Here is a 25,033-nt window from a genome sequence, read left to right as displayed (position 1 = left end):
GTTAGGGAGACCTGGCATGAGAGTGTTCACCTCGTTCGAGGAGTTGGCCGCCGCGACCGGCGAGAGCCTCGGGCCTGGTCCGTGGCACCGCATCGAGCAGAGCCGCGTCGACCTCTTCGCCGACGCGACCGACGACCACCAGTGGATCCACCTCGACCCGGTCCGGGCCGCGGCGGGGCCGTTCGGCGGGACGATCGCGCACGGGTACCTCACCCTGTCGCTGTTGCCGGCGCTGGCCGGCCGGCTCTACCGGGTCGAGGGGGTGGCCATGGGGGTCAACTACGGGCTGAACCGGGTGCGTTTCCCCGCGCCGGTCCGGGTCGGCGCCGCCGTACGCGCCACCGCCACCATCGCCGAGGTGTCGCCGGTGAGCGGCGGCGTACAGCTGGTCGCCGCGGTGACCGTGGAGAGCGACAGCGGTGGCAAACCGGTCTGCGTGGCCGAGACCGTGAGCCGGCTCTACCGGGCCGGGGGCCAGTGACCGCCCGGCTCGTCACCGCCTCCTGAGTCCCTCCACAGGATCAGGGGCGGCGACGGACCCGCTCACCTCAGGGGGCGGAAGTGGTGCCGGACCGCGTAGCGGTAGACCTCCTCACCCAGACGTGCCCCCTCGACATCAGCGGCGCGGAAGTGGACGCCGCCCCAGACACGTGCGCCGATCAGCTCGTCGAGCGCCTGGGAGAAGCTGGTGAAGTGCCTGGTCGTGCCGGAGTCGACGCTGAAACCGCTGAACGTGATGTCGTCGCGGCCGAAGAAGTACCGGTACAGCGACATCCGCGCACCGGTGCCGCAGGCGTGGCCGGATGGGTATTCGGGGAAGGGTGGCGTGACGAGCAGGGACTGCCAATCCGGCTCGGCAGCCGTCCTCGGGTTGCCGTCCGTGTCGGCCAGGTGGATCCCGGTCACCGGACGCCAGTAGCTCCAGAGGTCCTTCTGGCTGAAGCACGCCACTCCCGAGTCGGCCACGACGAGGTCGGTCATCGCGAAGAAGCGCGCGGTCTGCAGGGCGTCCAGTCGTTGAGTGGTGGCGAGTTGTCGCTTGACCTCCCAGGAGACGGAGCGCCGGTCGTGCCACCAGATCGCGGCCTCCGTCTGGTCCTGGGTGCGCACCGTGCTCGTCGCCGAGCCGACCTCCTTCACCTCGTTGAGGTCGCGGGCGTAGGCAGCGCTGGTCAATTGTGGCGGCGGGGGTGCGCGGAACGTCGACGCACGGGGGAGGAGGAACGGCCGCATGTGGCCGGTCCATGCGCCCTGGGACAGGAAGAGCGGCGGTGTCGGTCGCCACTGGCCGGGTCGTGTCCCGTTCTTCCACTGCTGGTCCCCGAATGCGCCGTCGTCCTGCCGCGCTGAGACCATCGCGGCCGCGGCTCGTGCCCCGATCGTGATCCCGCCCTGCTTCGACCGTCCGTCGGGGATCACGGCGAGAGCCGCGTCGTACTGTGCGCGGAGCCGCTCCTGCTGAGCGGGGAAGAGAGCGGCGAGTACGTCGTGGGCTGCGGTGGCGACGGCGGCCTCCGCCGACTCGGTCCCCCTCGACGGCGGTGCGGTCAGGTACGGCTGGTAGGGCGTGCCGGCGATCGCGTTCAGGGCGTCGTAGACAGCCCCGCTCACCATCGCGAAGCTCCGCACCTGTTCGTTCGGCTGCTGAGCCGCGACGTCCCAGATCGCCGTCTGGGCATTGAGGTCCCAGACGACCACCGGATTGGCGGGACCGGTGCCCGGGGCCGCGGCTGCGGCGCGCGGTGCCGGCCCGGTCAGGGTGGACGCGACCAGCGAGCCGAGTGCGATGGCTGTGGGAATGACGCGGGACCAGATCGTACGGGGTGTCGGGTCTTGGCTCGTCATGATCTCCCCGTCGCTGAGGTCGGCGCCGGTGTCGAGCGTCAGCGGCCGACGAAGCGGTATCGATGACTGTCGAATCTAGCACCGGCGCGCCTCGACGGATGACCGTCCGGGTGGAGCGCCGAGTCCAGCCAGCGCAGCTGACGCCGGACGTGGACTGCCTCGCCGCCCTCGTGACCGTTGAACGGGTAGACGTGCATCTCCCGCTCGGGTGGGACCGGCCGTCCGTTCGCGGCACCGTAGTGGTTGTAGGCGGCGAAGGCGGTCCGTGGTGGGCAGACGGTGTCGCGCCGGCCCACTCCGAAATGCGCCGGTGCCGTGGCGCGCCGCGCGAAGCTCACCCCGTCGACATAGGACAGGGTGCGCCACACCGCCTCCTCGGCCTCCCGGTGCACGGCCAGGTACCGGGCGATCTCACCGTACGGCGCGAGGTCGGTGAGCGGGACGGCCCGGCGCATGTCGCAGAGGAACGGGGCGGTGGTCAGTACCGCGCTGAGATCGTCGACGAGACCGGCCGCCGCCAGGGCGACACCACCGCCCTGGCTGTTGCCGACCACGGCGACCCGCGCGCGGTCGACCCCTGGCAGGGCGCGGATCGCCTCGACCGCCCGGACCGCGTCGGTGATCAGACGACGGTAGTGGTAGTCACGCGGGTCGAGGATCCCCCAGGTCACCGGCCAGGGGCCGCCGGGCGCGCCGTGTGGGTCGGGGGTGTCCCCAGCGCCGTACTGCCCGGCCTGGCCCCGGTTGTCCATCAGTAGATGCGCGTACCCGGCCGTCGGCCAGGTCAGCCGCTCGTGGGGCAGGCCCCGGCCCCGGCCGTAGCCGGCGTACTCGACCACGGCCGGCAGCGGCTCCGGTACACCGGCCGGACGGGTGTACCAGGCCCGTACCGGGTCGCCGCCGAAGCCGGCGAACGTGACGTCCCAGCAGTCGAGCAGCCGCAGCTCGGTGGACTCTGGACGGACGTCGACGAGCACCGGCACCGCGGTCGCCTCGGCGAGGGTGTCCCGCCAGAACGCGTCGAAGTCGTCGGGCTCGACGACCTCCGGGGCGTACCGCTGGAGTTCGTCGAAGGTGAAGGCGGAGTGGGGCACGGGTCCTCGCAGCGGGCCGGGGTCAGTACGGGGTGGCGGGCGGTGCGGTGCTCTCCCGGACAACCAACTCGGTCACCAGGTCGATCCGGCTGGTCGGGGGCTCGTTGCCCCTGGTCAGGTCGAGCAACATCTGGGTGGCGATGCCGGCCATGTCGCGCAGTGGCTGGTTGATCGTGGTGAGCGCCGGGTCGGTCCAGGCGGAGACCGGCAGGTTGTCGTACCCGATCACCGAAAGGTCCTCGGGCACTCGGAGGCCGCACTGACGGGCGGCCCGGAGCACCCCCATGGCCTGGATGTCCGACCCGGCGAAGATCGCCGTGGGTCGGTCCGGCCGCTGGAGCAGTTGCCGCCCGTGGGCGTGGCCGGCTCCGGCGGAGAAACTGCCGTACCGGATCAGCTCGCGGTCGACCGTTATCCCCGCTTCGTCGTGGGCGGACTGGAAGCCGGCCGCGCGGGCGCGGCTGCACAGCACGTCGGGCGGCCCGGAGATGATGGCGATCCGTCGGTGCCCCAGGTCCAGTAGGTGTCGGGCGGCGAGCAGGCCACCGTTCCAGTTGTTCGACCCGACGGTGGGCACGGAGGCCAAGGTCGCGCTGTCGGTGTCGACGACGACGAACGGGATGCCCTGCCGTCGCAGGTGCTGTTGTTCCGCCTCGGCCAGGTGGGAGAGGACGAACACCACGCCCAGTGGGCGGTCGGCGAGTAACGCGTCCAGCCATCGGGCGGGCGGGCGGTGCGCACCGTCGAGTTGGGCGACCGACAACCCGATGCCAGCCGCGGAGGTCACCGCCTCGACGCCCCGCAGGATCTCCATGGCCCAGCCCGTGTCGAGCTCGTGGAAGACGAGGTCGATCCGGCCGCCGCTGGTCGAGTGGCGCCGCGGACGGCGCTGGTACTGGTGGCGGTCGAGGCTCGCCTCCACCCGGGCTCTGGTGCCGGGAGCGACATCGCCGCGCCCGTTGAGGACTTTGGACACCGTCGCGACCGAGACGCCGACATCGTTGGCGATGGTGGCGATGGTGGCCGAGGCGGGTGGGCCGAGCGGGCGGTGCTCTGTCATCGCGGCCTCATACAACATCCGAAAGTTTCGGCAGACCTTAACACGATCAGACATTTACGCCAGTCGGTGCGATGATCCGCCGGCTCGACCGCGGTTCGGTGCGCGATTCACGCGATCCAACGGCGACCGAGCGCCGACGGCAGAGTTGCGTGTGCAGGGAGTACGCGCTGGCGGTCCGTTTGAGACCCTTGACACGCATCGATGGGGACCTTAGGTTGCCGAAAAGGTTACGCAGGTTTCCGGAAAGTTTCGGATCGTGGGAAACGTCCGCCACGGCGCTGATTCCACGGGGGCGGCGGGGATGTGGCCGGAGCTAAGGGGTCTTGGCATGAGTAGTCAGTTGCCCGCGGACAGCGGCGCCGTGCCATGGCGCGATCAGCGGCTGTCGCCGACCGAGCGGGCCGAGGCACTCCTGCCAAAGATGACCCTGGAGGAGAAGATCGCCCAACTCGTCGGCGTCTGGGTCGGCGCCGAGGCCACCGGCGAGGGCGTCGCACCACACCACTCGGACATGATCAGTGAACTGCCGCCGTGGAGCACCGTCATCCAGCACGGGTTGGGCCAGCTCACCCGACCCTTCGGCACCGCCCCGGTCGACCCGGTGCTCGGCGCCCGGTCGCTGGCGGCGTCGCAGGCGCAGATCGTGGCCGCCAGTCGGTTCGGTATTCCGGCCCAGGTGCACGAGGAATGCCTCACCGGTTTCGCCGCATGGCGCGCCACCGTCTATCCGACTCCGCTGAGCTGGGGCGCGTCCTTCGACCCCGAACTCGTTGAGGTGATGGCCGATCGGATCGGGCGGTCGATGCGCGCCGCCGGTGTGCACCAGGGTCTCGCCCCGGTCCTGGACGTCACCCGCGACTACCGCTGGGGCCGCACCGAGGAGACGATCGGCGAGGACCCCTACCTGGTGGGGACGACCGGCACCGCGTACGTGCGGGGTCTGGAGCGGGCCGGCGTGGTGGCCACGCTGAAGCATTTCGCCGGCTACTCCGCCTCCCGCGGCGGACGTAACCTCGCCCCGGTGTCGATGGGGCCGCGTGAACTGGCCGACGTCATCCTGCCGCCGTTCGAGATGGCGCTGCGGTACGGCGGCGCCCGCTCGGTGATGAACTCCTACGCCGAGATCGACGGTCTGCCCGTTGCCGCCGATCACGGGGTGCTCACCGGGCTGTTGCGCGACGAGTGGGGCTTCACCGGCACCCTGGTGGCCGACTACTTCGCGGTACGTTTCCTGGAGACCCTGCACGGGGTCGCCGAGGGCGCCGCCGACGCGGCCCGGCTTGCCCTGCGGGCCGGGATCGACGTCGAGTTACCCACTGTGGACACCTTCGGCGAACCGTTGGTGGAGGCCGTGCGCAGCGGCGAGGTCGACGAGGCGCTGATCGACCGCGCGCTGCGGCGGGTGTTGATCCAGAAGATCGAGATCGGTCTGCTCGACGAGGGGTGGCGGGAGCTGCCCGACGACGTGGCGTCCCTGCGCTTCGACGACGAGGCCAGCCAGGACGTCGCCGTACGCCTGGCCCGGGAATCGGTCGTCCTGCTGCGCAACACCGGCATCCTCCCGCTGCCCGCAGGCGGCCGGTTGGCCCTGGTCGGCCCGGCCGCCGACGACCCGATGGCCATGCTTGGCTGCTACTCCTTCCCCAACCACGTCGGCATCCATCACAGCGAGTTCGGGCTCGGCGTGGACATCCCCTCACTGCGCGACGAGCTGGCCCGACGCGTGCCGCTGCTCACCCACGAGCCGGGCTGCGCCATCACCGGAGAGGACAGCTCGGGCATTCCGGCCGCCGTCGCCGCGGCCGCCGTCGCCGACGTGTGCGTGGTGGCCGTGGGTGACCGGGCGGGCATGTTCGGCCGGGGCACCTCCGGCGAGGGTTGCGACGCCGCCGACCTGCGGCTACCCGGCGTTCAGGCCGACCTGGTCCGCGCCATTCTCGCCACCGGCACCCCGGTCGTGCTGGTGTTGATGACCGGTCGTCCCTACGCGCTGGGCCCGGAGTTCGACGGCGCGGCGGCCGTGGTGCAGGCGTTCTTTCTCGGCCAACGCGGTGGGCAGGCGCTCGCCGAGGTGCTCACCGGCGCGGTGAACCCCTCCGGGCGGTTGCCGGTCAGCGTTCCCCGTGACGTTGGCGGATTGCCGAGCACCTACCTCGCACCACCGCTCGGCCACCGCAACAAGGTCTCCTCGATCGACCCCACTCCGGCGTACCCGTTCGGCCACGGGCTGAGCTACACCACCTTCGAGTGGTCCGACCCCACCGTGGTCGATTCGGCGAGCACGGCGGGCAACGAGCCGACGGCCTGGCCGGTCGACGGCGAGGTGCGGGTGCGGATCACCGTCGCCAACACCGGTGAACGGGCCGGCACCGAGGTCGTGCAGCTCTACCTGCACGACCCGGTGGCACAGGCCACCCGTCCGGTGGTCCGGCTGATCGGTTACGCCCGACTGCCGTTGGCGCCCGGCGAGGCGGCGCACGTGACATTCGGCGTACCGGCCGACGTGACGTCGTTCATCGGGCGGTCCGGCCGGCGGATCGTCGAGCCCGGCAGGGTCGAGCTGCGGTTCGGCCGCTCCAGCGGCGAGGTGGCGGCCACCCTGCCGCTGCGCCTGGTCGGTGCCGAGCGCCCGCTCGGCTACGAGCGGGAGTTGCTCACGTCGGTGCGGGTCGAGACCCTCGTTGCCGTCGCACAGTCGGCATAGGAGGCCCAGATGACATCGACGATGCGGCCACCACCGCCGGCGCCACCGCGTTCTCCGACGCTGGCGCGCAGCTCCGCGCCGCAGCCGCCGCGCCGCCGCAGTTGGCGGCAGGCGCTGCGCCGCGACTGGCAGCTCTACTCCCTCGCCGTCCTGCCGCTGCTGTTCTTCCTGGTCTTCCGGTACCTGCCGATGATCGGCAACATCATCGCCTTCCGTCGCTTCAAGCCGGGCGGCAGCATCTTCGGCGAGTACTGGGTCGGGCTGCGGTACTTCCGGATGTTCCTCACCGACCCGACGTTCTGGGAGGTGTTCACCAACACCCTCGTGCTCGGGACGCTGACCCTGCTGTTCTGCTTCCCGTTGCCGATCGTGCTGGCGTTGCTGCTCAACGAGGTTCGGGCGCGCCGCTTCAAGCGGTTCGTCCAGTCCGTGTCCTACCTGCCGCACTTCCTGTCGATCGTGATCGTGGCGGCGATGGTCATCCAGGTGACCTCGGTCGACGGCACGGCCAACCAAATCGTCCGGCTGGCCGGTGGGGACGCCGTGGCGTTCCTGCAACAACCCGAGTGGTTCCGCACCATCTACGTCTCGTCCGAGGTCTGGCAGACCGTCGGCTGGGGCACGATCCTCTACCTCGCCGCCCTCACCACCATCGACGAGGACCTGTACGAGGCCGCCCGGATCGACGGCGCCAGCCGGCTGCGGCAGACCTGGCACGTCACCCTGCCCGGCATCCGGCCGACGATGGTGACGCTGCTGATCCTCAACATCGGCAGCTTCCTGGCGGTCGGGTTCGAGAAGATCCTGCTGCTCTACAACCCGCTGACGTACCCGACCGCGGATGTGGTCTCCACCTATCTGTTCCGGATGGGCTTCCAGTCGAGCAACTTCAGCTACGCGGCCGCCATCGGCCTCTTCGAGGCGGTGATCGGGCTGATCCTCGTTCTGTCGGCCAACGTCATCTCCCGTCGCACGGTGGGGACGAGCCTGTGGTGACCCTCGGTACGAAGGTCGACGCCCCGAAGACGCGCGGACCGGTGGACAGTCGGGGTTACCGGATCTTCCGAGTCGTCAACACGGTCGTCCTGCTCGGCGTCGTGGTCGTGACGCTGTACCCGTTCCTCAACATCGTGGCCCGATCGCTCAGCGAGGAGGCGTACATCCTCGCCGGGAAGGTCACCGTCGTCCCGCGTGGGTTCGACCTGACCGCGTACAAGCTGGTGATGTCCGACTCGATGTTCTGGACGAACTACCGCAACACTGTGGTGTACACGGTGGTAGCCACACTCATCTCGATCGTGCTGACCACCTGTTACGCGTACGTGCTGTCGAAGCCGCAGCTCAAGGGACGCGGTGTTCTCATCGGTGTCGCGCTGTTCACGATGTTCTTCTCCGGCGGTCTGATCCCCAACTACGTGCTGGTCACCAGCCTGGGGATGAAGAACACCATCTGGGCTGTGGTGATCCCCAACGCCATCAGCGTGTTCAACCTGCTGGTGATGAAGGCGTTCTTCGAGAGCCTGCCGGGTGAGCTGGAGGAGGCCGCCGCGGTCGACGGGCTGAACACGTACGGCACCCTGCTGCGGATCGTGTTACCGCTGTCGAAGGCGATCGTGGCCACGATGGTGCTCTTCTACGCGGTCTCCTTCTGGAACTCCTGGTTCACCGCGTTCCTCTACATCGACGAGCAGGACCTGCTGCCGGTCACCGTGTACCTGCGCAACCTCATCGCGGGCGCTACAAGCGCCGAGTCGTCCGCCGCCGACGCCGACAAGGTCCAGGCCGCAGCCACGTTCCAGGCCGTGACGATCGTGCTCACCACGCTGCCGATCCTGGCGGTCTACCCCTTCGTCCAGCGGTACTTCGTCTCCGGCGTCATGCTCGGCGCGGTCAAGGGATGACGGCGAGCACCGCACCGCTGCACCTCCGAACCCCACCACCGAAAGGACGAGCCATGCTCCATAAGACGTGGCGCCGGGTGGCGACAGCCACCGCGGGTCTGCTCGCGCTCTCCCTTGCCACCGCCTGTTCCGAGGACCCCGGTGAGTCGAAGGACCTCTCCGAGAACCGGGTCGGCGCGATGGCCAACTACGGCGTCGGCGACCAGTTCAAGGCCACCGAAGCGCTTTCCTTCTCCACCCTTTACAACAACCACACGTTCTATCCGCTCAAGGAGGACTGGCTGTTCTGGTCGGAACTCACCAAGCGGACCAACGTCAAGATCGAGCCGGTGGCCGTGCCGCTGAGCGACTACGAGCAGAAGCGCAGCCTGCTGATCGGCGCGGGCGACGCGCCGCTGATCATCCCGAAGACGTACCACCCGCAGGAGGACGCATTCGTGTCCTCCGGGGCGATCCTCCCGGTGAGCGACTACCTGGACCTGATGCCCAACCTGAAGGAAAAGATCACCAAGTGGAACCTCAAGCCGGAGATCGACAACCTGCGGCAGGCCGACGGTAAGTTCTACCTGCTGCCCGGCCTGCACGAGAAGCCCACACAGGACTACACGGTGCTGGTGCGCACCGACATCATGCAGGAACTCAGCCTGGCGACCCCGAAGACCTGGGATGACCTGTACGCGGTGCTCAAGGCGATGAAGGCGAAGTACCCGAACGTCTACCCGTACTCCGACCTCTTCAGCAAGCCCAACCCGACCGGCGCCCTGCTGGGAATCCTCGGCTCGTCGCACGGCACCTACGCGGGTTGGGACTTCCAGCACGCCACCTGGGACCCGGCGGCGAAGAAGTTCACCTACACCGGCTCGTCCGAGCAGTACAAGCAGGTGGTCACGTACCTGCACAAGCTCGTCTCCGAGGGCCTGCTCGACCCGGAGAGCTTCACCCAGACCGACGACCAGGCACGCCAGAAGCTCGCCAACGGCAAGTCCTTCGTGGTCACCGGCAACGCGCAGACCCTGGTCAACAACCACCGGCCCGACCTGGCCAAGACCCTGCCGAACGCGAAGATGGCCAAGATCCCGCTGCCGATCGGTCCGGCCGGCGAGGTCAACCCGTTCCCCCGGCTGGAGAACGGCATCATGATCTCCTCGAAGGCCCGGGAGAGCAAGAACTTCGTGGCCATGATGCAGTTCATCGACTGGTTGTGGTACTCGGACGCCGGCCTGGAGTTCGCCCGCTGGGGCATCGAGGGCACGACCTTCACCAAGGACGCGTCCGGCAAGCGCACGCTCAACCCCGGAGTCGACTTCCTCGGCCTCAACCCGAAGGCCCCCAAGCACCTGCAGAAGGACTTCGGCTTCCAGAACGGCGTCTTCGCCTACGGCGGCACGCCCGACCTGGTCCGTGGGTTCTTCTCCCCGGAGGAACTGGAGTTCCAGAAGGTGATGGACGCCCGCAAGCCGAGGGAGGTCCCCCCGCCGCGGCCGTTCACCGATGAGGAACGCGAGCGGGTGTCGCTCTGGGAGACCCCGCTGAAGGACTTCGTCACCCAGAACACGTTGAAGTTCGCCCTCGGCCAGCGGCCCCTGAGCGAGTGGGACGCGTACGTGGCCGAGCTGAAGGCCAAGAACTCCGAGCAGTACATCGACCTGGTCAACAAGGCGTACGAGCGGTTCCAGAAGAACAACGGCTGATCAGCGGGTCCGGTCGGGCGGCCTGTCGCGGCCCGACCGGACCTCCGGCGACCACGGGTCGGCCATCTCGACCGGAGGGAGCGATCGTGACTGGCGCGGCCCAGACCTGGCGACAGTTCGGCGACGGACCCCTGTCGCGGATCACCTCGCGCGTCTACATCCTGCTCGTGGTCGAGCTGCTCCTGCTGCTCACCACGCTGCCCACCCTGCTGCCGCTGCTGCTGTTGGGCCGCGATGCCAGCAATCTGCCGCTGGTCGCGCTGTTCCTGGTGCCGGTCGGCCCGGCGATCTCCGCCGCCCTGTACGCGCTGCGCCAGCAGCGACCCGACCTGACCGACCTGCGGCCCGCAGCCCTGTTCTGGCGCGGCTACCGGGCGAACCTCCTCGGAGTACTGCGCGTCTGGGTGCCGACGCTGCTCTGGTTGGCCGTGCTCGCCATGAACCTCGCCTACCGGGGTGCGGTCGGCCTGGCGAGCTGGTGGACGGTGCCGCTGGTGCTGATCGCGGCGGGGGTGACGCTCTGCGCGGCCAACGCCCTGGTGATCACCTCGCTCTTCGACTTCCGCACCCGGGACGTCCTCCGATTGTCCGTGCACTTCCTCGTGCGTACCCCGGCTGTCACCGTCGGGAACGCGCTGCTGCTGGCCGCGGCGGCCGGGATCACCGCGGTCTTCTCCGAGGCGGTGCTGATGCTGCTCGCGTCGATCGCGGTCCTGGCGTTCCTGCGCATCAGCGAGCCGATGATCCACCTGATCCGGAAGGAGTTCACCCCATGAGCCTGCCCTTCAGCGCCAGGGTGCCTTCGGGGGCGACTACAACCCGGAACAGTGGCCCGAGGACGTGGGCAACCCGGCCCGCCGCGGCGACGGCGCGGTTCGGATCGACGTCGCGGTCGGCGCCGCCCTGCGGCTGCCGGCGTACGGGGTCGTCGTGGTGGAGGAGGAGGACCGGTGAACGCCGAGGAGTCGGTGGAGTTGGAGCAACTGATGTTCGTCGAGGACCCGATGGACGGTGACGTGCCGCGCTTCCACGCGGCCTGGCTGCCCCCGGAGGCGTTCCGGTCGCTCGGCGCGCGCCGCGTTCTCGTCCACGGTGACGGGTTGCTCGTCGACACCGTCCTCGACGAGGTGTCGCGCGCCTGCGCGCGCTACGGCGGACGGGTGTGGCATTCGCCCTCCTGGGACGTCGACGTCGACCTGGTGCTCGCCCTGCGGGGCGCCGACGAGCTGCCCAACCCGTCGGTGGAGGCGGCACGCGCCGCCGGGGAGGCGGCGCTGGTCGAGAGCGGCGTCGGTGAGTCGCTCGGCGACGAGGGTTTCCTGTTGGCGCGGGCCGGCGACGTGACGGTGGTGCTGGCCGACGCGCCCGCCGGCCTGCTGTACGGGCTCTTCCACGTGGTCCGGCTCTGCGCGGCGGCCTTCGATCCGGCCCGTCCACCGGAGCGGCACCAGCCGGCGCTGCGCCGGCGAATGCTCAACCACTGGGACAACGTGGCCGTGCACCCGGTGATGGGCCAGGTCGAACGGGGGTACGCGGGCGGCTCGATCTTCTGGCAGGACGGCCGTGCGCGCGGCGACCTGGCCCGGGTGCGCGAGTACGGGCGGCTGCTGGCCTCCTGCGGCGTCAACGCGATCTCGGTGAACAACGTCAACGTGGCCCGTACCGAGGCGCTGCTGCTCACCGAACGGCTCGGCGACGTGGCCGAGATCGCGGACGTGCTGCGCCCGTACGGCATCCGGGTGCACCTGTCGGTCAGCTTCGCCGCGCCGGTGGTCCTCGGTGGCCTGCCGACCGCCGACCCGCTCGACCCGGCCGTGCGGGCCTGGTGGGCCGCGACCACCCGGCGGGTGTACGAGCGCATCCCCGACTTCGGCGGTTACCTGGTGAAGGCCGACTCGGAGGGACAACCCGGTCCGTTCGCCTATGGGCGCGACCACGCCGACGGTGCGAACCTGCTGGCCGAGGCGCTCGCACCGCACGGGGGAGTGGTGCACTGGCGGGCGTTCGTCTACAACCACCACCAGGACTGGCGGGACCGCTCCACCGACCGGGCCCGGGCCGCGTACGACCACTTCGCCCCGCTCGACGGGCGGTTCCACACCAACGCGGTCGTCCAGGTGAAGTTCGGTCCGGTGGACTTCCAGCCGCGCGAGCCGGTCTCACCGGTGCTCGCCGCCATGCCGGCGACCCGGTTGGCGGTGGAGTTGCAGGTCACCCAGGAGTACACGGGCCAACAGCGGCACGTCTGCCATCTCGGCCCGTGGTGGAGCGAGGTGCTGCGCTTCGCCCCCTGGGGTCCGGGCGGGCGGACGATCGCCGACGTGGTCACCGGAGGGACGGCGGCGGGTGGCGGACTGGTCGCCGTCGCCAACGTCGGCGACGACGTCTTCTGGACCGGGCATCCGTTGGCACAGGCCAACCTGTACACGTTCGGCCGGCTGGCCTGGGACCCTCGTCGGGACCCGACGGAGATCCTCGACGAGTGGATCACGCTCACCTTCCCACCGTCGGCGACCGCCGACGCGGAGCTGGTACGGCGGACCCTGCACCTGATCATGGACGAGTCGTGGCGCACCTACGAGCGCTACACCGCCCCGCTGGGCGTCGGCTTCATGGTCAACCCCGGCAACCACTACGGCCCCGGCGTCGACGGGTACGAGTACACGCGGTGGGGCACCTACCACTTCGCCGACCGTGACGGCGTGGGCGTCGACCGCAGCCGCGCGTCGGGCACCGGCTTCGCCGGCCAGTACCCGCCGTACTGGGCCGAGGTGTACGAGTCGCCCGAGACCTGCCCCGACGAGCTGCTGCTCTTCTTCCACCACGTGCCGTACGGGCATGTGCTGCACAGTGGCTCGACCGTCATCCAGCACATCTACGACACCCACTTCGCCGGCGTCGAGGAGGTGACGGCGATGCGACGACGATGGCAGACGCTGCACGGGATGATCGACCCGAGTGTCTACGAGCGGGTCGCCGAACGCCTCGACGAGCAGGTGCGGTGTGCCACCGAGTGGCGCGACCAGATCAACACGTACTTCTTCCGCAAGTCCGGGGTGCCGGACGAGCGAGGGCGGCGCATCTACTGATCGGCGGCGAGGAGGGCTCGGCCATCCGGTCGGGCCCTCCTCGTGCCGTGCTCGCCCCGGCCGACACGTTCCGAGAACGTCCCGGTAATTGCTCGTGGCCCGTCGCCGCCCACCACGCTCGCCAGGGCCGGTTGGTGTGCAGGTGGCCGCCGAAACCGTTGCGGCGAAAGGTTTCCGGAAGTCTTGACAATCGAGGACGCTCGATTGAAGCTGGCATGGTCACGCGAGCCGCGGTCAAGGTCGGGCGAAGGGCAGTCCTCGACTTAAGTCCCCTTCCACGCGCCTTCTTCGCTAGGGATCGCGACGATGACACTGAAGACAAGGGCGTTTGGCGCCGTCATGGCGGCCGTGACGCTGGCCGCCGCCGCGTTGACGTTCGCCACTCCCGCGTCGGCGGCGACGCTCACGCAGGTGACCAACTTCGGCACCAACCCCACCAACCTGCAGATGCACCTGTACGTTCCGGACCGGGTGGCGACCCGACCAGCGATCCTGCTGGCCATGCACTACTGCACCGGCACGGGGCCGGCGTTCCACTCGGGCACGCAGTACGCGTCCCTCGCAGATCGGTACGGGTTCATCGTGATCTACCCGTCGGCCACCCGCAGCAGCAAGTGCTGGGACGTCTACTCGCCGCAGGCGTTACGGCGCGGCGGCGGCAGCGACCCGGTCGGGCTCATGTCGATGGTCGACTACGTGCGGCAGCGCTACTCGGCCGACCCTGCGCGGATCTTCGCTACTGGCACCTCCTCCGGCGCGATGATGACCAACGTCATGCTCGGCGTCTACCCGGACGTGTTCGCTGCGGGCGCCTCGTTCGCCGGCGTGCCGTTCGCCTGTTTCGCCACCGGCGGCACCTCGGAGTGGAACAGCCAGTGCGCCAACGGGCAACTCATCCGGACCCCGCAGCAGTGGGGTGACCTCGTCCGGGAGGCGTACCCCGGCTACACCGGCCCGCGGCCCCGGATGCAGATCTGGCACGGCACCAACGATGAGACGCTGCGCTACCCGAACTTCGGCGAGCAGGTCAAGCAGTGGACCAACGTGCACGGGCTGAGCCAGACCCCGACGTACACCGACTCTCCGCAGTCCGGGTACACCCGCACCCGTTACGGCAGCAACGGCCCGATGGCGCCGGTCGAGGCGATCAGCATGCAGGGTGTCACGCACAACCTGCCGGTCGACGCCGCGCAGGTGATCCGCTTCTTCGGGCTGGACGGCTCCGTGCCGCCGACGACTCCACCCCCGACGACTCCGCCGCCGACGACGCCACCGCCGACCGAGGGTGCCTGCCGAATCGGTTACACGGTCAACGCCTGGAACAGCGGGTTCACCGCGAGCGTGGCCATCACCAACACCGGTGTGACCGCCGTGAACGGCTGGGCGCTGACCTTCACGCTGCCCAGCGGGCAGCGCATCACCAGCGGCTGGAACGCCCAGTACGCCCCGGCGAGCGGTGCGGTGACCGCCCGCAACGTCTCCTACAACAGCACCATCGCCCCGAACGCGTCGGTCGAGATCGGCTTCCAGGCCACGCATGACGGCGGCACCGGCAAACCCTCGTCGTTCGCCCTCAACGGTGCCGCCTGTTCGGTGTCCTGATTCCCCTTCCCACCCCACCACAGAAGGAGTCGCACGATGAGAAACCCGAGATGGAAGGCGGCATCGAGAGCCGCCATCGCGTTGACCGGCGCGGGTGCCCTCGCCGCCGGCATGGCGCTGTTCCTGACGGCACCCGCCGCCGCCGGGACGACGCTCGGCGCGTCCGCCGCCGAGAAGGGTCGGTATTTCGGTACGGCGGTGGCGGCGAACAAGCTGTCCGACAGTGCGTACACGACGATTTTGAATCGTGAGTTCAATTCGGTGACGCCGGAGAACGAGATGAAGATCGACGCGACTGAGCCGCAGCAGGGTCGGTTCAGTTATGGCGCGGCCGATCAGATCGTGAGTCATGCGCGGAGTCGGGGGATGAGCGTGCGGGGTCACACTCTGGCCTGGCATTCGCAGCAGCCCGGGTGGATGCAGAGCATGAGTGGTAGTGCGTTGCGGCAGGCGATGCTCAACCACGTGACGCAGGTGGCCACGCATTTCCGTGGTCAGGTGGTGGCGTGGGACGTGGTGAACGAGGCGTTCGCCGACGGCAGTTCGGGTGCGCGTCGGGACTCGAACCTGCAGCGCACCGGCAATGACTGGATCGAGGCGGCGTTCCGGGCGGCGGATGCGGCGGATCCGAACGCGAAGCTGTGTTACAACGACTACAACACTGACAACTGGACGCACGCGAAGACCCAGGCGGTCTACAACATGGTGCGGGACTTCAAGTCTCGTGGTGTGCCGATCGACTGTGTGGGTTTCCAGTCGCACTTCAACAACGAGTCGCCGTACGTGAGCAACTACCGCACCACGCTGTCGAGCTTCGCGGCGCTCGGTGTGGACGTGCAGATCACCGAGTTGGACATCCAGGGCGCTTCGGCGAACACCTACCGCAGTGTGGTGGAGGACTGTTTGGCGGTGGCCCGGTGCAACGGGATCACGGTGTGGGGCATCCGCGACAGTGACTCGTGGCGGGCGTCGCAGACCCCGTTGCTGTTCAACAGCAACGGCTCGAAGAAGCCCGCGTACGACGCGGTCCTCGCCGCGTTGAACAACGGCACCACGCCGACCGACCCGCCCACCACCCCGCCCACCACCCCGCCCACCACCCCGCCCACCACCCCGCCCCCGGGGCAGGGCGGCTGCACCGCGACGGTGTCGGTGAACCAGTGGACCGGTGGATTCGTGGCCACCGTGCGGGTGACCGCCGGTTCGTCGGCCATCAGTGGCTGGACGGTCACCATCGGCCTGCCGTCCGGCGCGACAGTCACCAACGCGTGGAACGCCAACCGCAGCGGTAACACCGGCACGACGAACTGGACCAACGTCGCCTACAACGGCCAAGTCGGCGCCGGTCAGTTCACCGAGTGGGGCTTCCAGGCCAACGGCACCGCCGGCAGCCTCAGCCCCACCTGCTCCGCGAGCTGACGGAGTTCGGCCGGTGCGGAGGCTCGCGCCTCCGCACCGGCCACACCCCACCTCTGCGGCCCACCCCCGATCGCGTGTGGGCCGGAGAGCCGTCGGGCGTCAGGTTTTGCAGATCTTCTTGTCGGGCTGGATGTCGAGTTTGTTGAACACGGTGTCAACCTTTCCGATGCCGGCCGTCGCCTCGATCGGTGTGGCGTTGATCAGATCCAGGAAGGCGTTGATCACCGTCACCAGCCCGGCGGGGATGCGGTACCCGACGCCGTAATTCAGGTAGAGGCCGAGTTGGGTGCTGCGGCACAGCGCGATCGGTGCTCCCAGTGCGGAACCGACGGTCAGCCCCACCGTGGCGGTGACTGTGGCGTACAGCCCGGCGGTGAAGCCCAGCGCGCCCAGCCCGGCCCGGAACGCCGCCTGGTAGTGGACGATGATCCCGTTCACGCCGACCGACGGGCCGCTGATCGAGTCCGTGATGCTGTTGCGGACGCTGAGGTTCCAGGGCTGGGTGACGCCGAAGGCGCCGTCGGCGTACCCGAAGCCCACCGAGCCACCCAGCGACCACTCGCCGCTCGCCCGGATGTTGCCGTCCTTGGCGCTGAAGGCCGTCTGCACACCGATCAGCTGGTTGGCGGTGACGGAGAACGGCACGCCGAGGATCTCACCCACCGGCACGCTGAAGTCCAGCGGGATGGGCAGGCTCTTGTTGATGTTCTGTCGCCTGTCGGTGGCCCCCGCGATGTCGATGCGCAGCCCGGCCATCCCGGCGATCCGCAACTCGGCCCGGCGTACCGTGGCGCCGCTGATCTCCAGGTGGAACCGGGCGGAGGGGTTTCGCATCAGCAACGTCGCCGTGCCCACGACGCGGATGCCGCCACCGTCGTAGCTGAACCGCGCGCCCACCCCACCCTTGCAGCAGATGGGGGTCACGGCGAATCCGGCCACCCGCCGCGTGGCGGCGACAGCCTCCGGGGGCAGCGTGGTCCCCGGACGCCGCTGCCGGGTCTCCGCCGCCGGACCGGGCATCCGCAGGGTGACCGCCGTGGTCGAGGCCCCGCCTCCGGTGCCTCCGGTGGCCGTGTCGTACTCGGCCCAGAAGGGTGTGCCGGCGTCGTACCGAGTCGGGTTCGCCAGCGAGACCGGGCCGTCGCTGGCGAAGGTCCCGTCCCGGATCACGTCGGTGATGTCCACCGGTCCCAGGGTCACCGCCAGGTCGCCGCCGTCGCGGCGGACGTCGAGCACCCGCCCGACCGCCCGGCCGGTGAGGAACATGACCTTCCCCCGGGCCAGCCTGTCCGCGCCATCGGCCTCCGGATCGAGACGCCAGGTGAGCGCGTCCGCCGAAAGACCGCGCACCGACGCGCCCCCGCCGCCGACGAACACCACGTCGGGCTGGTAGGTCACCCCGGGGTCGGGCGCGGGCGCTGCCCCGTACCGCTGATCCCCGCCGGTGCCGCCGGCCGGTGGGCGGGGCGGCGTCGGATCGGCGTCCCCCCGCTCGCAGGCCGTCAGCAGTAGGGTCGCGGTGAGCAGCGCGGCCATCGTCCGGCGACGGCGTGACCCGGGTGTCACCACGTCGTCTCCCCGCCCTTCAGAGCCGGCCGGCGGCCGTACGGGCCGCGGCTTCCAGGGCCTTGCGGTACGTGGCCGGATCCTCACTGCGGACCAGCCGTACGCAGGCCCACACCTCGCCCCGGCGGACGAAGACGGTGCCGTCCTCGGCGTACGCCTCGTCGCCCGCGCCGCTGATCGGAGTCAACTTGTGCCCCAGTTCCCGGTCGATGTCGAGGAACTTCTTCGCGCCGTCGCCGACGTACACCTCGACCTGGGCGGTCGGCCCGCTCAACGGCCCGGTGTAGGTGCAGGTGTCCCGGTCCTCCGGCTTCTCCAGCGCATCCTCCAGGCGGGTGCCGGCCAGCTTCTCGGCCTCGGTCTTCGTCACCAGCGTGCAGGCGTCGACGGCCGTCCCGGCCGGCGGCGCGTCCGTCGCCTCGGTCGGCGGGGTGCCACCGTCGGGTGTGGCCGGCGCGCTCGGCGCCGCGGCGGCCGGTGCGCCGCGGCCGTCGCTGTCGCCGCTCGCGCCGCAACCGCCGAGCGCGGTGAGCGCCGACAGCGCGGCCACGGCGGCGAGGAGCCGGATCCGCCGCCGCTGGCGGGTTGCGTGGTCTGTCATCGTGGCTCCACTTCTGCCGGAGAGCGCCGGTCGCGGGGTCGGTATCACAGCGGAAGGGCGTCGAGGACCTTGCGCAGCGTCGGCTCGTACCCGCCAGGGCTGGCACCGATCTGCTGGAAGCTGCTCAGGATCACCGTGTAGCTGCCCTTGTCGCCGACCACGACCGTCTCGCCCCCGATGTCCTTGACCGCGAGGTACGCCTTGCGGCCCTTGTCGACGTCCTTCACCTCGCGGTACGCCTTCGCGGCCTGCTCACGCTGGTAGTCGTACGTGGCGTCGCCGGCGAGTGTGGAGGCGGTCGTGACGGTGAGCGCGGCGACGCCCTTGCCGTCGCCGAACAGGCAGCTGCCCTGGTCCTCCATCGGTTGGCCGACGAGGTCGGAGACCTGGGCCGCGGTGAACGGGCACGACGGTGGGGGCGCCGCCGCCGGCAGGTCCCCGCCGCCGGCGTCGGCCCCGGAGTCCGCGTCGGCGGTGGCGCCGGCGGTGGGCTCCGGTGTGTCGTCCCCGCCGCACGCGACGAGCGGAAGGACGAGCAGCGCGCACCACAGGGGTGCGATCAGACGGCGTACAGTCATGATTCCCTCGCCTGTCGTGGGGTGTCCTGATTGCTGGGGTTGGCCACCGGTGGCTGGAGCCATCGGGCCGGGATCAGCCGGTCGACCCGCCAGGCGGTGGCCGCGACGGCCGCGGCCACGACGTCGGCGTCGGGGCCCTCGACGAACGCGATCACGACATCGTCGGTGGGTAACCGGATGACGGCGACCAGCCGGCACTCCGCGGTGCGGAGCACCGGAACTGTCCCGCCCGCACCGGGAGAGAGGTCGTACTGCTCCAGGGCGAACAGGTGGCCGGCCATGCGTCGAGGCTAGGTCGACGCCGGCGGCGAGGAATCGGGCGTTTCCCTATGCTTCTGCGTCGGCCCTGCTCATCGCGGCACCCAGCTCGGCCCGGGTGGAGATGCCGAGCTTGCGGTAGATCCGGGCAAGGTTGGCCTCTACCGTCTTCGGGCTGACGAACAGCTCGTCGGCGATCGCCCGGTTGGTACGCCCGCGCGCCGCCAGCCGCGCGACCCGTTCCTCGGTGGCGGTGAGGTGTCGAGGCGTCGGTGGGCGGCCACCGATCCGCGCCAGCTCGGCCTGGGCGCGCTCCGCGAACGCCGCCGCGCCGATCGCGGTGAACTCGGCGACGGCCGCCTCCAGCGCCTGCCGCGCCGCCAGCTTCCGGCGCGACCGCCGATGGGCGATCCCGGCCACCAACAGGCAACGCGCGCGGTCCAGGGGCAGCACGTCCGGCGGTACGGCATCGCGCGCCGCCGCCAACGCCTCGAGTGCCGACCCGGGATCGCGACCGGCGGCACTGTCCAGCAGAGCGCGGGCGCGGGCGGTGCCCAGTGTCGTCCAGGGCCGCGGCAACCGGTGGTGCCGGGCGGTCAGACGTTCCAGCACGGCCTCCGCCCGGTCCAGGTCTCCCGCCCCGACGCACGCCTCGATCCAGTCCGGCTCGAACCGCATGGCCAGTGGCTCCACCAGGCCGTTCGCGTCGATGATCGCAGCCAGGCTGGTGTAGGCGGCGGCGGCCTCGGCCATTCGGCCGGCGGAGAGGGCGACGAACCCCGCCAACTGCTGGTGGATGCGTCGACACCAGTCGTCGTCCAGGTCGTCGGCGGTCCGCAGACCGGCCTCGGCCACCAGGGACGCCTCGGTCAGGCGGCCCCGGTGGGCGTCGAGCAGGGCGGCCAGCCAGGTCTCACCGACCAGACCGGTGCCGAGCTGGTCGCCGAGGTCCCGGGCGGCGCCGATGTGCCGTTCGGCCTCGTCCCACCGTCCGGCCAACAACTCCGCCTCGCCCAGATGGGAGAGCAACTCGTGTTGCAGCGGCTCGTCGCCGCGCGCCTCTGCGCGGCCGAGCATCCGGTGCAGCCGCCGCCGGGCCCGCTCCGCGTCGTCGATGGACTTCCACCAGATCGCCGGTACGGTGCTGGCGAGCCAGGACGGCTCGTCGCCCTCCAGGGCGAGGGCCCGGTCCAACAGGTCCGTACGCGGTGCCCGCCCGAGTCGTACCTCTTGGAAGAACAGCAGGACGAGCGCGGCGGCGAGCAGGTCGTGGTCGTCGTGGCGGCCGTCCAGCAGCGCGGCGGCGGCCTCCGCGTGCGCGCGGGCCGACTCGGTCCGGTCCTCGAAGACCGCGAGGTGGGCGTGGATACGCCCGGCCAGGGCCGAGTCGGGCCGTGCCGCCGCGAGGGCCCGGGTGCCGTTGTCGACCGCCACGCGGTTGGCCTCCCCACCGGACCAGGCGACGGCGGCGCGCAGCAGCAGCGACTCCGCGCGGACGTCGCCGTCGAACTCGAGCGCGACCGCTTCGGCAGCGCGCCGGGCGGCCGGGAAGTCGCCGCTGTCGAACCGGCAGCGCGCAGCCGCGAACCGCCGTTGTCCCAGGCGGAACCGGTCGTCGGGCGGGGTGAGTTCGGCGGCCTGGTCATGCAGGTCGGCGGCGAGGTCGGGCGCGCCCCGGCCGTGCCATCGCTCGGCCGCGGCGGCGAGGGTGTCGGCGACCACCGGGTCCGGGTCGGTGGTGCACCGCGCGAGGTGCCGGGCCCGCTCGTTGGGATCGGTCAGCAGGTCGGCCAGCCGCCGGTGCAGGCGGCGGCGAACCCCCGGCGGGATGCTGGCCCGCACCGCCGCCGCGTGCACCGGATGGGTGAACCGCACGGCGGTCGGGGTCACCACGACCAGCCCGGCCTCCTCGGGCGCGTCGAGCGCAGCCATCGCCACCCCCGCCGCTCGGAGGTCGGCCAGGGTGGGCACGCTCAGCAGCGCGGCCAGTCGTACCGCGTCGCGGCTGGGTGGGGGCAGCCCGGCGAGGACGTCCGCGAGCAGGTGGTGCATGGACGCGGCCACCGGCAGGTCGTCCCCGAGCGCGGGTTGGCGTGGCAGGCGTTGCACCGCGCGGACCACCTCGATGGCCAGCAGCGGGTTGCCTCCGGCCTCCCGCGCGACCCGGACCAGCATCGGCCGGGTGAGCGTGACGCCGAGGTGGTCCCGCAGGACGTGGTGCAGCGCGCCGACGTCGAGGGGCGGGATCTCGATCCGGGCGGCCGGGCCGCCGTCGCGGACCTCGTCGAGCCCGAGTGGTACGGCCTGCGGGGCGCCGCGAGCGTGCCGCTGGCTCACCAGGACGGCCAGGCCGGTCAGCCGGCGCAGCGCGTAGTGCAGGGCACGCTCGCTGGGCCGGTCCAGCCAGGGGGCGTCGTCCACCGCGACGAGCACCCCGGGGTGGGCCGTCGCGGCCGCGGCGACCTCCAGCAGCGTCCGGGTGGCCGCCCCGACCACCCGGACGTCGACCGGCTCGTGGGCGTCGCCGGAGAGGAAGACGACCTCCGCTGCCGCCCGCTGCGGTCCGGGCAGCGCGGCGACCCGGTCGCCGAGCGGACCGAGCAGGTCCGCCAGGGCGGCGTACGGCAGCTCGGCCTCGGCCTCGGTGGGCGCGCAGCTCAGCACCAGCCACCCCGCCTGCGTGGCCCGCGCGACGAGCGCCCGCCACAGCTCGGTCTTGCCGATCCCGGCGGGCCCTTCCAGAAGCACCGCCCCGGGTCGGCTGAGCAGGTGCCAGGCGCGGTCGAACACCTCGTCCCGCCCGACGATGGCGCGTCGCATCCCGGAATTCTGGCAGCACGCACCGCGACAGACCATCCTGCCGACGGCCGACCGGGGCGGCCCACTGGCCGGGCCGCCGTTCAGCCGGCCAACATGCCGCGTGCCCGGGCGTCGTCGATCAGCGCGTCGGTCAGCGGCCACAGATCCGGCCAGTGCCGCTGGATCGAGGCGGTGACCCGGCGTTCCTCCGCCGCGCTGGTCCCGCGGCGACGCCACACCCGGCCGCCGCCGGCCCAGTGCAGGAGTACGGGTTGGAGGCGGTCGATCGCCTTCGCGAAGCGGGCCTCGGCGGTCTCCGCCGCCTCGAACTCGTGCCACAGCGCGTGCAGGTCCGCCGACTGCGCGGCCGGCAGTCGCCCGAAGACGCGGGCCGCCGCCTCCGCCTCGCGCGCCGCGACGTCGGAGCGCCCGTCGACGTCATAGACCGGCACGTCGCCCGCCTCGATCTCGACGAGGTCATGGATGGCGAGCATCGTCGTGACGCGACTGTGGTCCAGCCCCGGCGCCAGGACCGGGCCGAGGACCGTCACCATGAGGCCGAGGTGCCAACTGTGCTCCGCGCTCGACTCGCTCCGCGCGTCGGTGAGCAGCCGGTTGAGTCGGTCGACGCCGGTCAGGCGGTGGGCCTCCACCAGGAAGTCGAGTCGTGCCCGCAGGTCGGGATCCAGTGGCCGGTCGGCGAGCGTGTCCGGCATCGACCAGGTCGCCACGGCGTCGCAGCGGTGTTGCAGGACCCGATTGGACTGGTAGAAGCTCTCCACGCTGCCCGGCTGCCACCAGCCGGGCAGCTCGTCGTCGGCACAGAGGTCCGGCCGGTGGAACGGCACCAGGCCGGAGTCCAGCCGGGTGCCCAGATCCGCCGCGACGCCGGTGGACCCGTCCGTGGGCCGGCGCAGGCGGATCAGCTCGGAGCCGGCGAACCAGGTGCCCAGCCGCACCAGCGCCCGGCGGACGGCGATGTCCTGCAAGTGGGTCGAACGGCCGCGCTGGACGGTGTAGTCCAGACCAGACGCAGTGTCGGCGGGTTCGTGGTCCCAGACGTCGCGGGCCGTCGACACCAGGGTCTCCAGCAACCAGGGGTGCGCGGTGAGGTGGGCGACGTAGGCGTCCTCGTACAGCGCAACGGCGGCGGCCTGCTCGTGCAGGGCGGGGCCGACCCGCCACCGCAGCCGCCAGTTGCCGCTGCCGTACCGGGCGTCCCACTCGGCGTGCCGGGCCGCCCGGCGACTGCCCAGGTGGCCCGGCGGCCCGACGGTGACCCAGGTCATCTGCCGGGTACGAAGGTCGGCATACCAAGGGTCGAAAGCTCGGAGGGGTCGATGTGCCCGATCCGGTGGTCACTGCCCTTGGGTCGGACGATGACCGCGTCGGTCTCCAGCAGCGGCATCGTCAGGTCGAGGCCGTTGACCTCGGCGGTCACGCCGCTGGTCACCAGCAGGACACCGGCCGACCGTTCGTCGGTGCGGATCACGCCCTCCGAGGAGCCGTGCAGGCGTACCAGCTCGGCGTCGGCCCAGCGGTTGGAGGTTGCCTGCCACGCCTTGGTGAGGTTCCAGTACTCGGTGTAGATGCGCTCCACGGTGCGCCCGGAGACGGTGGCGAAGGTGACGAACGACGTACGCGACGGCAGTGAGCGCATGTCAAGGTCCAGGTCGTACTCCAAGGACCATTCCACGGCCATGTCGTACCCGGTGATGCCGATGTCGGCGGCGCCGTGGCCGACCACGGTGGCAACGTCGGTGCCGCGACACAGGATCAGCTCGTAGTCGTCGGAGATCGGCAGGTGCAGGTTGCGCATGTTGAAGGTGAGGTCGGGTTGGTCGACGGCGTCGCGAATCAGGTCCAACAGGGAACTGTGGATGCGGCTCGTGCTGCTGGGCAGGGCGATCCGGGTAACCATCAGGCGGCCTCCTCGGCGGCGGGGGTGAGGGGGATCTCGTGCCGGGGTCGTGCGAGGTAGTCGATGCCGGTGGACTCGCGCAGGACGCCCTCCCAGACCGACGACGGGGGGTCGTTGCCCTCGCCCAGCCGGGGCAGGTTGCGCCGGTCCCGCAGCATCGCGTACGTGAGGTTGAACGGTCGGACCGCGAGACGCAGGGGCAGTCCCGGCGCGATCCCGGCCAGCACCCGGTAGAGGTGGCGCATGTCGGCCTCCGGCCAGTCCGCGCCGCCGATCGCCGGGTAGAGGTCGAAGCCCAACCGCACGGCGACGCCGAGCCCATGCACGATGTTGTCCCAGTTCTGGGTGCCCGGTCGGGCGTGGATGGTGACGTGCAGCGTGACGTGGGGGGCGACGGCCGCCAGCCGGGCCCGGTCGGCTTCGTCGAGCGCCGCGGCGGTGACCGGAAGCATGCTCGCGTTGCTCTCCACCTTGAGAATGCAACTGTCCAGCAGCCGCCGGCGTACCAGTTCGTCGTACACGCCGATCAGGAGGCGGGGGGCCAGGAGCGGTTCGCCGCCGCTGATCCGCAGAATCGACAGTTGATGACCCTGGGTGGCCATTTCCGCGCGGAGCGCGACGAACTCGTCCACCAGATCAGCCGGACCCGCGGTGAAGGAGTCCGCGCCGGCGAGGTGACGGAAGTCCACGTAGCAGTAGGAGCACCGGAAGTTGCATGCCGCGACCTGGGTGATCGCGGCGAGGTTGTAGTCGGTCCAGTGCCCGCCCAGGTGGCTGGCCGTGGTGACGGGGCTGTCCGACAACGGCGCGTAGTGCCGGAGATTCCGGAATTCCGGAAGTGACGTCGGAAGCCGCATCCGCTCCCGCTTTACCGGTGTGAAAAGCCGGAAGAAACGATTCTGGTC

General features: G+C 70.7%; 20 protein-coding genes. 9 read left to right on the top strand and 11 right to left on the bottom strand.

Annotated elements, in window-relative coordinates; genetic code table 11:
* Positions 1–16 precede the first annotated feature (16 nt).
* Positions 17–481 carry a MaoC family dehydratase gene (locus ACIBF8_RS10895; protein ID WP_396782325.1) on the top strand — a complete coding sequence of 155 codons (465 nt, stop codon included), beginning with the start codon at positions 17–19 and terminating at the stop codon, positions 479–481.
* A gap of 62 nt (positions 482–543) precedes the next feature.
* On the opposite strand, the gene ACIBF8_RS10890 is transcribed toward ACIBF8_RS10895, so the two are convergent.
* From ACIBF8_RS10890 to ACIBF8_RS10880, 3 genes are read right to left on the bottom strand one after another with little or no spacing between them, the layout of a single operon-like run.
* Positions 544–1,845, bottom strand: a complete 1,302-nt coding sequence (locus ACIBF8_RS10890) for a vanadium-dependent haloperoxidase (RefSeq protein ID WP_396782323.1) — start codon at positions 1,843–1,845, stop codon at positions 544–546.
* Positions 1,846–1,883: 38 nt separating this feature from the next.
* On the bottom strand, positions 1,884–2,939 hold the full coding sequence (locus tag ACIBF8_RS10885; RefSeq protein WP_396782321.1) for an acetylxylan esterase: 1,056 nt from the start codon (positions 2,937–2,939) through the stop codon (positions 1,884–1,886).
* 22 nt (positions 2,940–2,961) lie between these two features.
* A complete protein-coding gene (locus ACIBF8_RS10880) occupies positions 2,962–3,999 on the bottom strand; it encodes a LacI family DNA-binding transcriptional regulator (protein WP_396782319.1) in 1,038 nt (345 codons plus the stop codon).
* 328 nt (positions 4,000–4,327) lie between these two features.
* Between ACIBF8_RS10880 and ACIBF8_RS10875 the strand changes: the two genes are divergently transcribed.
* The 8 genes from ACIBF8_RS10875 (at position 4,328) to ACIBF8_RS10840 (ending at position 16,405) form a co-directional block, all read left to right on the top strand.
* Positions 4,328–6,703 carry a glycoside hydrolase family 3 N-terminal domain-containing protein gene (locus tag ACIBF8_RS10875; protein WP_396782318.1) on the top strand — a complete coding sequence of 792 codons (2,376 nt, stop codon included), beginning with the start codon at positions 4,328–4,330 and terminating at the stop codon, positions 6,701–6,703.
* 9 nt (positions 6,704–6,712) lie between these two features.
* Positions 6,713–7,699, top strand: coding sequence for an ABC transporter permease (locus ACIBF8_RS10870; protein ID WP_396782316.1), 987 nt, complete (start codon positions 6,713–6,715; stop codon positions 7,697–7,699).
* Complete coding sequence (locus ACIBF8_RS10865) at positions 7,696–8,604, top strand: carbohydrate ABC transporter permease (protein ID WP_396782315.1); 909 nt, start codon at positions 7,696–7,698, stop codon at positions 8,602–8,604. The genes ACIBF8_RS10870 and ACIBF8_RS10865 overlap by 4 nt, the downstream gene beginning before the upstream one ends.
* A 53-nt stretch (positions 8,605–8,657) precedes the next feature.
* Complete coding sequence (locus ACIBF8_RS10860) at positions 8,658–10,295, top strand: extracellular solute-binding protein (protein ID WP_396782314.1); 1,638 nt, start codon at positions 8,658–8,660, stop codon at positions 10,293–10,295.
* A gap of 86 nt (positions 10,296–10,381) precedes the next feature.
* Positions 10,382–11,071: a DUF624 domain-containing protein gene (locus tag ACIBF8_RS10855; RefSeq protein WP_396782313.1), complete on the top strand. Its 690-nt coding sequence runs from the start codon at positions 10,382–10,384 to the stop codon at positions 11,069–11,071.
* Positions 11,072–11,245: 174 nt separating this feature from the next.
* Positions 11,246–13,384, top strand: a complete 2,139-nt coding sequence (locus tag ACIBF8_RS10850) for an alpha-glucuronidase (RefSeq protein WP_396782312.1) — start codon at positions 11,246–11,248, stop codon at positions 13,382–13,384.
* A gap of 306 nt (positions 13,385–13,690) precedes the next feature.
* Positions 13,691–14,986, top strand: coding sequence for a PHB depolymerase family esterase (locus tag ACIBF8_RS10845; RefSeq protein ID WP_396782310.1), 1,296 nt, complete (start codon positions 13,691–13,693; stop codon positions 14,984–14,986).
* A 36-nt stretch (positions 14,987–15,022) separates the two neighbouring features.
* A complete protein-coding gene (locus tag ACIBF8_RS10840; protein WP_396782309.1) occupies positions 15,023–16,405 on the top strand; it encodes an endo-1,4-beta-xylanase in 1,383 nt (460 codons plus the stop codon).
* A 99-nt stretch (positions 16,406–16,504) separates the two neighbouring features.
* Here the strand turns inward: ACIBF8_RS10840 and ACIBF8_RS10835 are convergent, their stop codons facing one another.
* The 8 genes from ACIBF8_RS10835 to ACIBF8_RS10800 form a co-directional block, all read right to left on the bottom strand.
* Complete coding sequence (locus tag ACIBF8_RS10835; protein ID WP_396782307.1) at positions 16,505–17,974, bottom strand: hypothetical protein; 1,470 nt, start codon at positions 17,972–17,974, stop codon at positions 16,505–16,507.
* A gap of 16 nt (positions 17,975–17,990) precedes the next feature.
* Positions 17,991–18,572, bottom strand: a complete 582-nt coding sequence (locus ACIBF8_RS10830) for a DUF3558 family protein (RefSeq protein WP_396782306.1) — start codon at positions 18,570–18,572, stop codon at positions 17,991–17,993.
* Positions 18,573–18,616: 44 nt separating this feature from the next.
* Complete coding sequence (locus ACIBF8_RS10825; protein WP_396782304.1) at positions 18,617–19,150, bottom strand: hypothetical protein; 534 nt, start codon at positions 19,148–19,150, stop codon at positions 18,617–18,619.
* Complete coding sequence (locus ACIBF8_RS10820) at positions 19,147–19,431, bottom strand: hypothetical protein (protein WP_396782303.1); 285 nt, start codon at positions 19,429–19,431, stop codon at positions 19,147–19,149. The genes ACIBF8_RS10825 and ACIBF8_RS10820 overlap by 4 nt, the downstream gene beginning before the upstream one ends.
* A gap of 46 nt (positions 19,432–19,477) precedes the next feature.
* Positions 19,478–22,228, bottom strand: a complete 2,751-nt coding sequence (locus ACIBF8_RS10815) for an AAA family ATPase (RefSeq protein WP_396782302.1) — start codon at positions 22,226–22,228, stop codon at positions 19,478–19,480.
* Positions 22,229–22,308: 80 nt separating this feature from the next.
* Positions 22,309–23,496 (bottom strand): HD family hydrolase, encoded by a 1,188-nt coding sequence (locus ACIBF8_RS10810; RefSeq protein ID WP_396782301.1) that lies wholly within the window; start codon positions 23,494–23,496, stop codon positions 22,309–22,311.
* On the bottom strand, positions 23,493–24,128 hold the full coding sequence (locus tag ACIBF8_RS10805; protein ID WP_396782300.1) for a hypothetical protein: 636 nt from the start codon (positions 24,126–24,128) through the stop codon (positions 23,493–23,495). The genes ACIBF8_RS10810 and ACIBF8_RS10805 overlap by 4 nt, the downstream gene beginning before the upstream one ends.
* Entirely contained in the window at positions 24,128–24,931 is an 804-nt protein-coding gene (locus ACIBF8_RS10800; RefSeq protein ID WP_396782298.1) for a radical SAM protein, read from the bottom strand. Before ACIBF8_RS10800 ends, ACIBF8_RS10805 begins: the two co-directional genes overlap by 1 nt.
* Between the last annotated feature and the right edge of the window lie 102 nt (positions 24,932–25,033).

The sequence above is a fragment of the Micromonospora sp. NPDC050276 genome, assembly GCF_044459545.1.
Taxonomy (GTDB): Bacteria; Actinomycetota; Actinomycetes; order Mycobacteriales; family Micromonosporaceae; genus Micromonospora.
Note: the sequence above shows the minus strand (reverse complement) of the source record. Positions and strands in the feature narration are given on the sequence as shown.

What these genes read in the sequence shown, in the direction of transcription:
- ACIBF8_RS10875 (WP_396782318.1), top strand. Translation starts at nt 4,328, where the DNA reads ATGAGTAGTCAGTTGCCCGCGGACAGCGGCGCCGTGCCATGGCGCGAT.
- ACIBF8_RS10815 (WP_396782302.1), bottom strand. Translation starts at nt 22,228, where the DNA reads ATGCGACGCGCCATCGTCGGGCGGGACGAGGTGTTCGACCGCGCCTGG.
- ACIBF8_RS10890 (WP_396782323.1), bottom strand. Translation starts at nt 1,845, where the DNA reads ATGACGAGCCAAGACCCGACACCCCGTACGATCTGGTCCCGCGTCATT.
- ACIBF8_RS10830 (WP_396782306.1), bottom strand. Translation starts at nt 18,572, where the DNA reads ATGACAGACCACGCAACCCGCCAGCGGCGGCGGATCCGGCTCCTCGCC.
- ACIBF8_RS10810 (WP_396782301.1), bottom strand. Translation starts at nt 23,496, where the DNA reads ATGACCTGGGTCACCGTCGGGCCGCCGGGCCACCTGGGCAGTCGCCGG.
- ACIBF8_RS10845 (WP_396782310.1), top strand. Translation starts at nt 13,691, where the DNA reads ATGACACTGAAGACAAGGGCGTTTGGCGCCGTCATGGCGGCCGTGACG.
- ACIBF8_RS10825 (WP_396782304.1), bottom strand. Translation starts at nt 19,150, where the DNA reads ATGACTGTACGCCGTCTGATCGCACCCCTGTGGTGCGCGCTGCTCGTC.
- ACIBF8_RS10860 (WP_396782314.1), top strand. Translation starts at nt 8,658, where the DNA reads ATGCTCCATAAGACGTGGCGCCGGGTGGCGACAGCCACCGCGGGTCTG.
- ACIBF8_RS10870 (WP_396782316.1), top strand. Translation starts at nt 6,713, where the DNA reads ATGACATCGACGATGCGGCCACCACCGCCGGCGCCACCGCGTTCTCCG.
- ACIBF8_RS10895 (WP_396782325.1), top strand. Translation starts at nt 17, where the DNA reads ATGAGAGTGTTCACCTCGTTCGAGGAGTTGGCCGCCGCGACCGGCGAG.
- ACIBF8_RS10805 (WP_396782300.1), bottom strand. Translation starts at nt 24,128, where the DNA reads ATGGTTACCCGGATCGCCCTGCCCAGCAGCACGAGCCGCATCCACAGT.
- ACIBF8_RS10880 (WP_396782319.1), bottom strand. Translation starts at nt 3,999, where the DNA reads ATGACAGAGCACCGCCCGCTCGGCCCACCCGCCTCGGCCACCATCGCC.
- ACIBF8_RS10820 (WP_396782303.1), bottom strand. Translation starts at nt 19,431, where the DNA reads ATGGCCGGCCACCTGTTCGCCCTGGAGCAGTACGACCTCTCTCCCGGT.
- ACIBF8_RS10840 (WP_396782309.1), top strand. Translation starts at nt 15,023, where the DNA reads ATGAGAAACCCGAGATGGAAGGCGGCATCGAGAGCCGCCATCGCGTTG.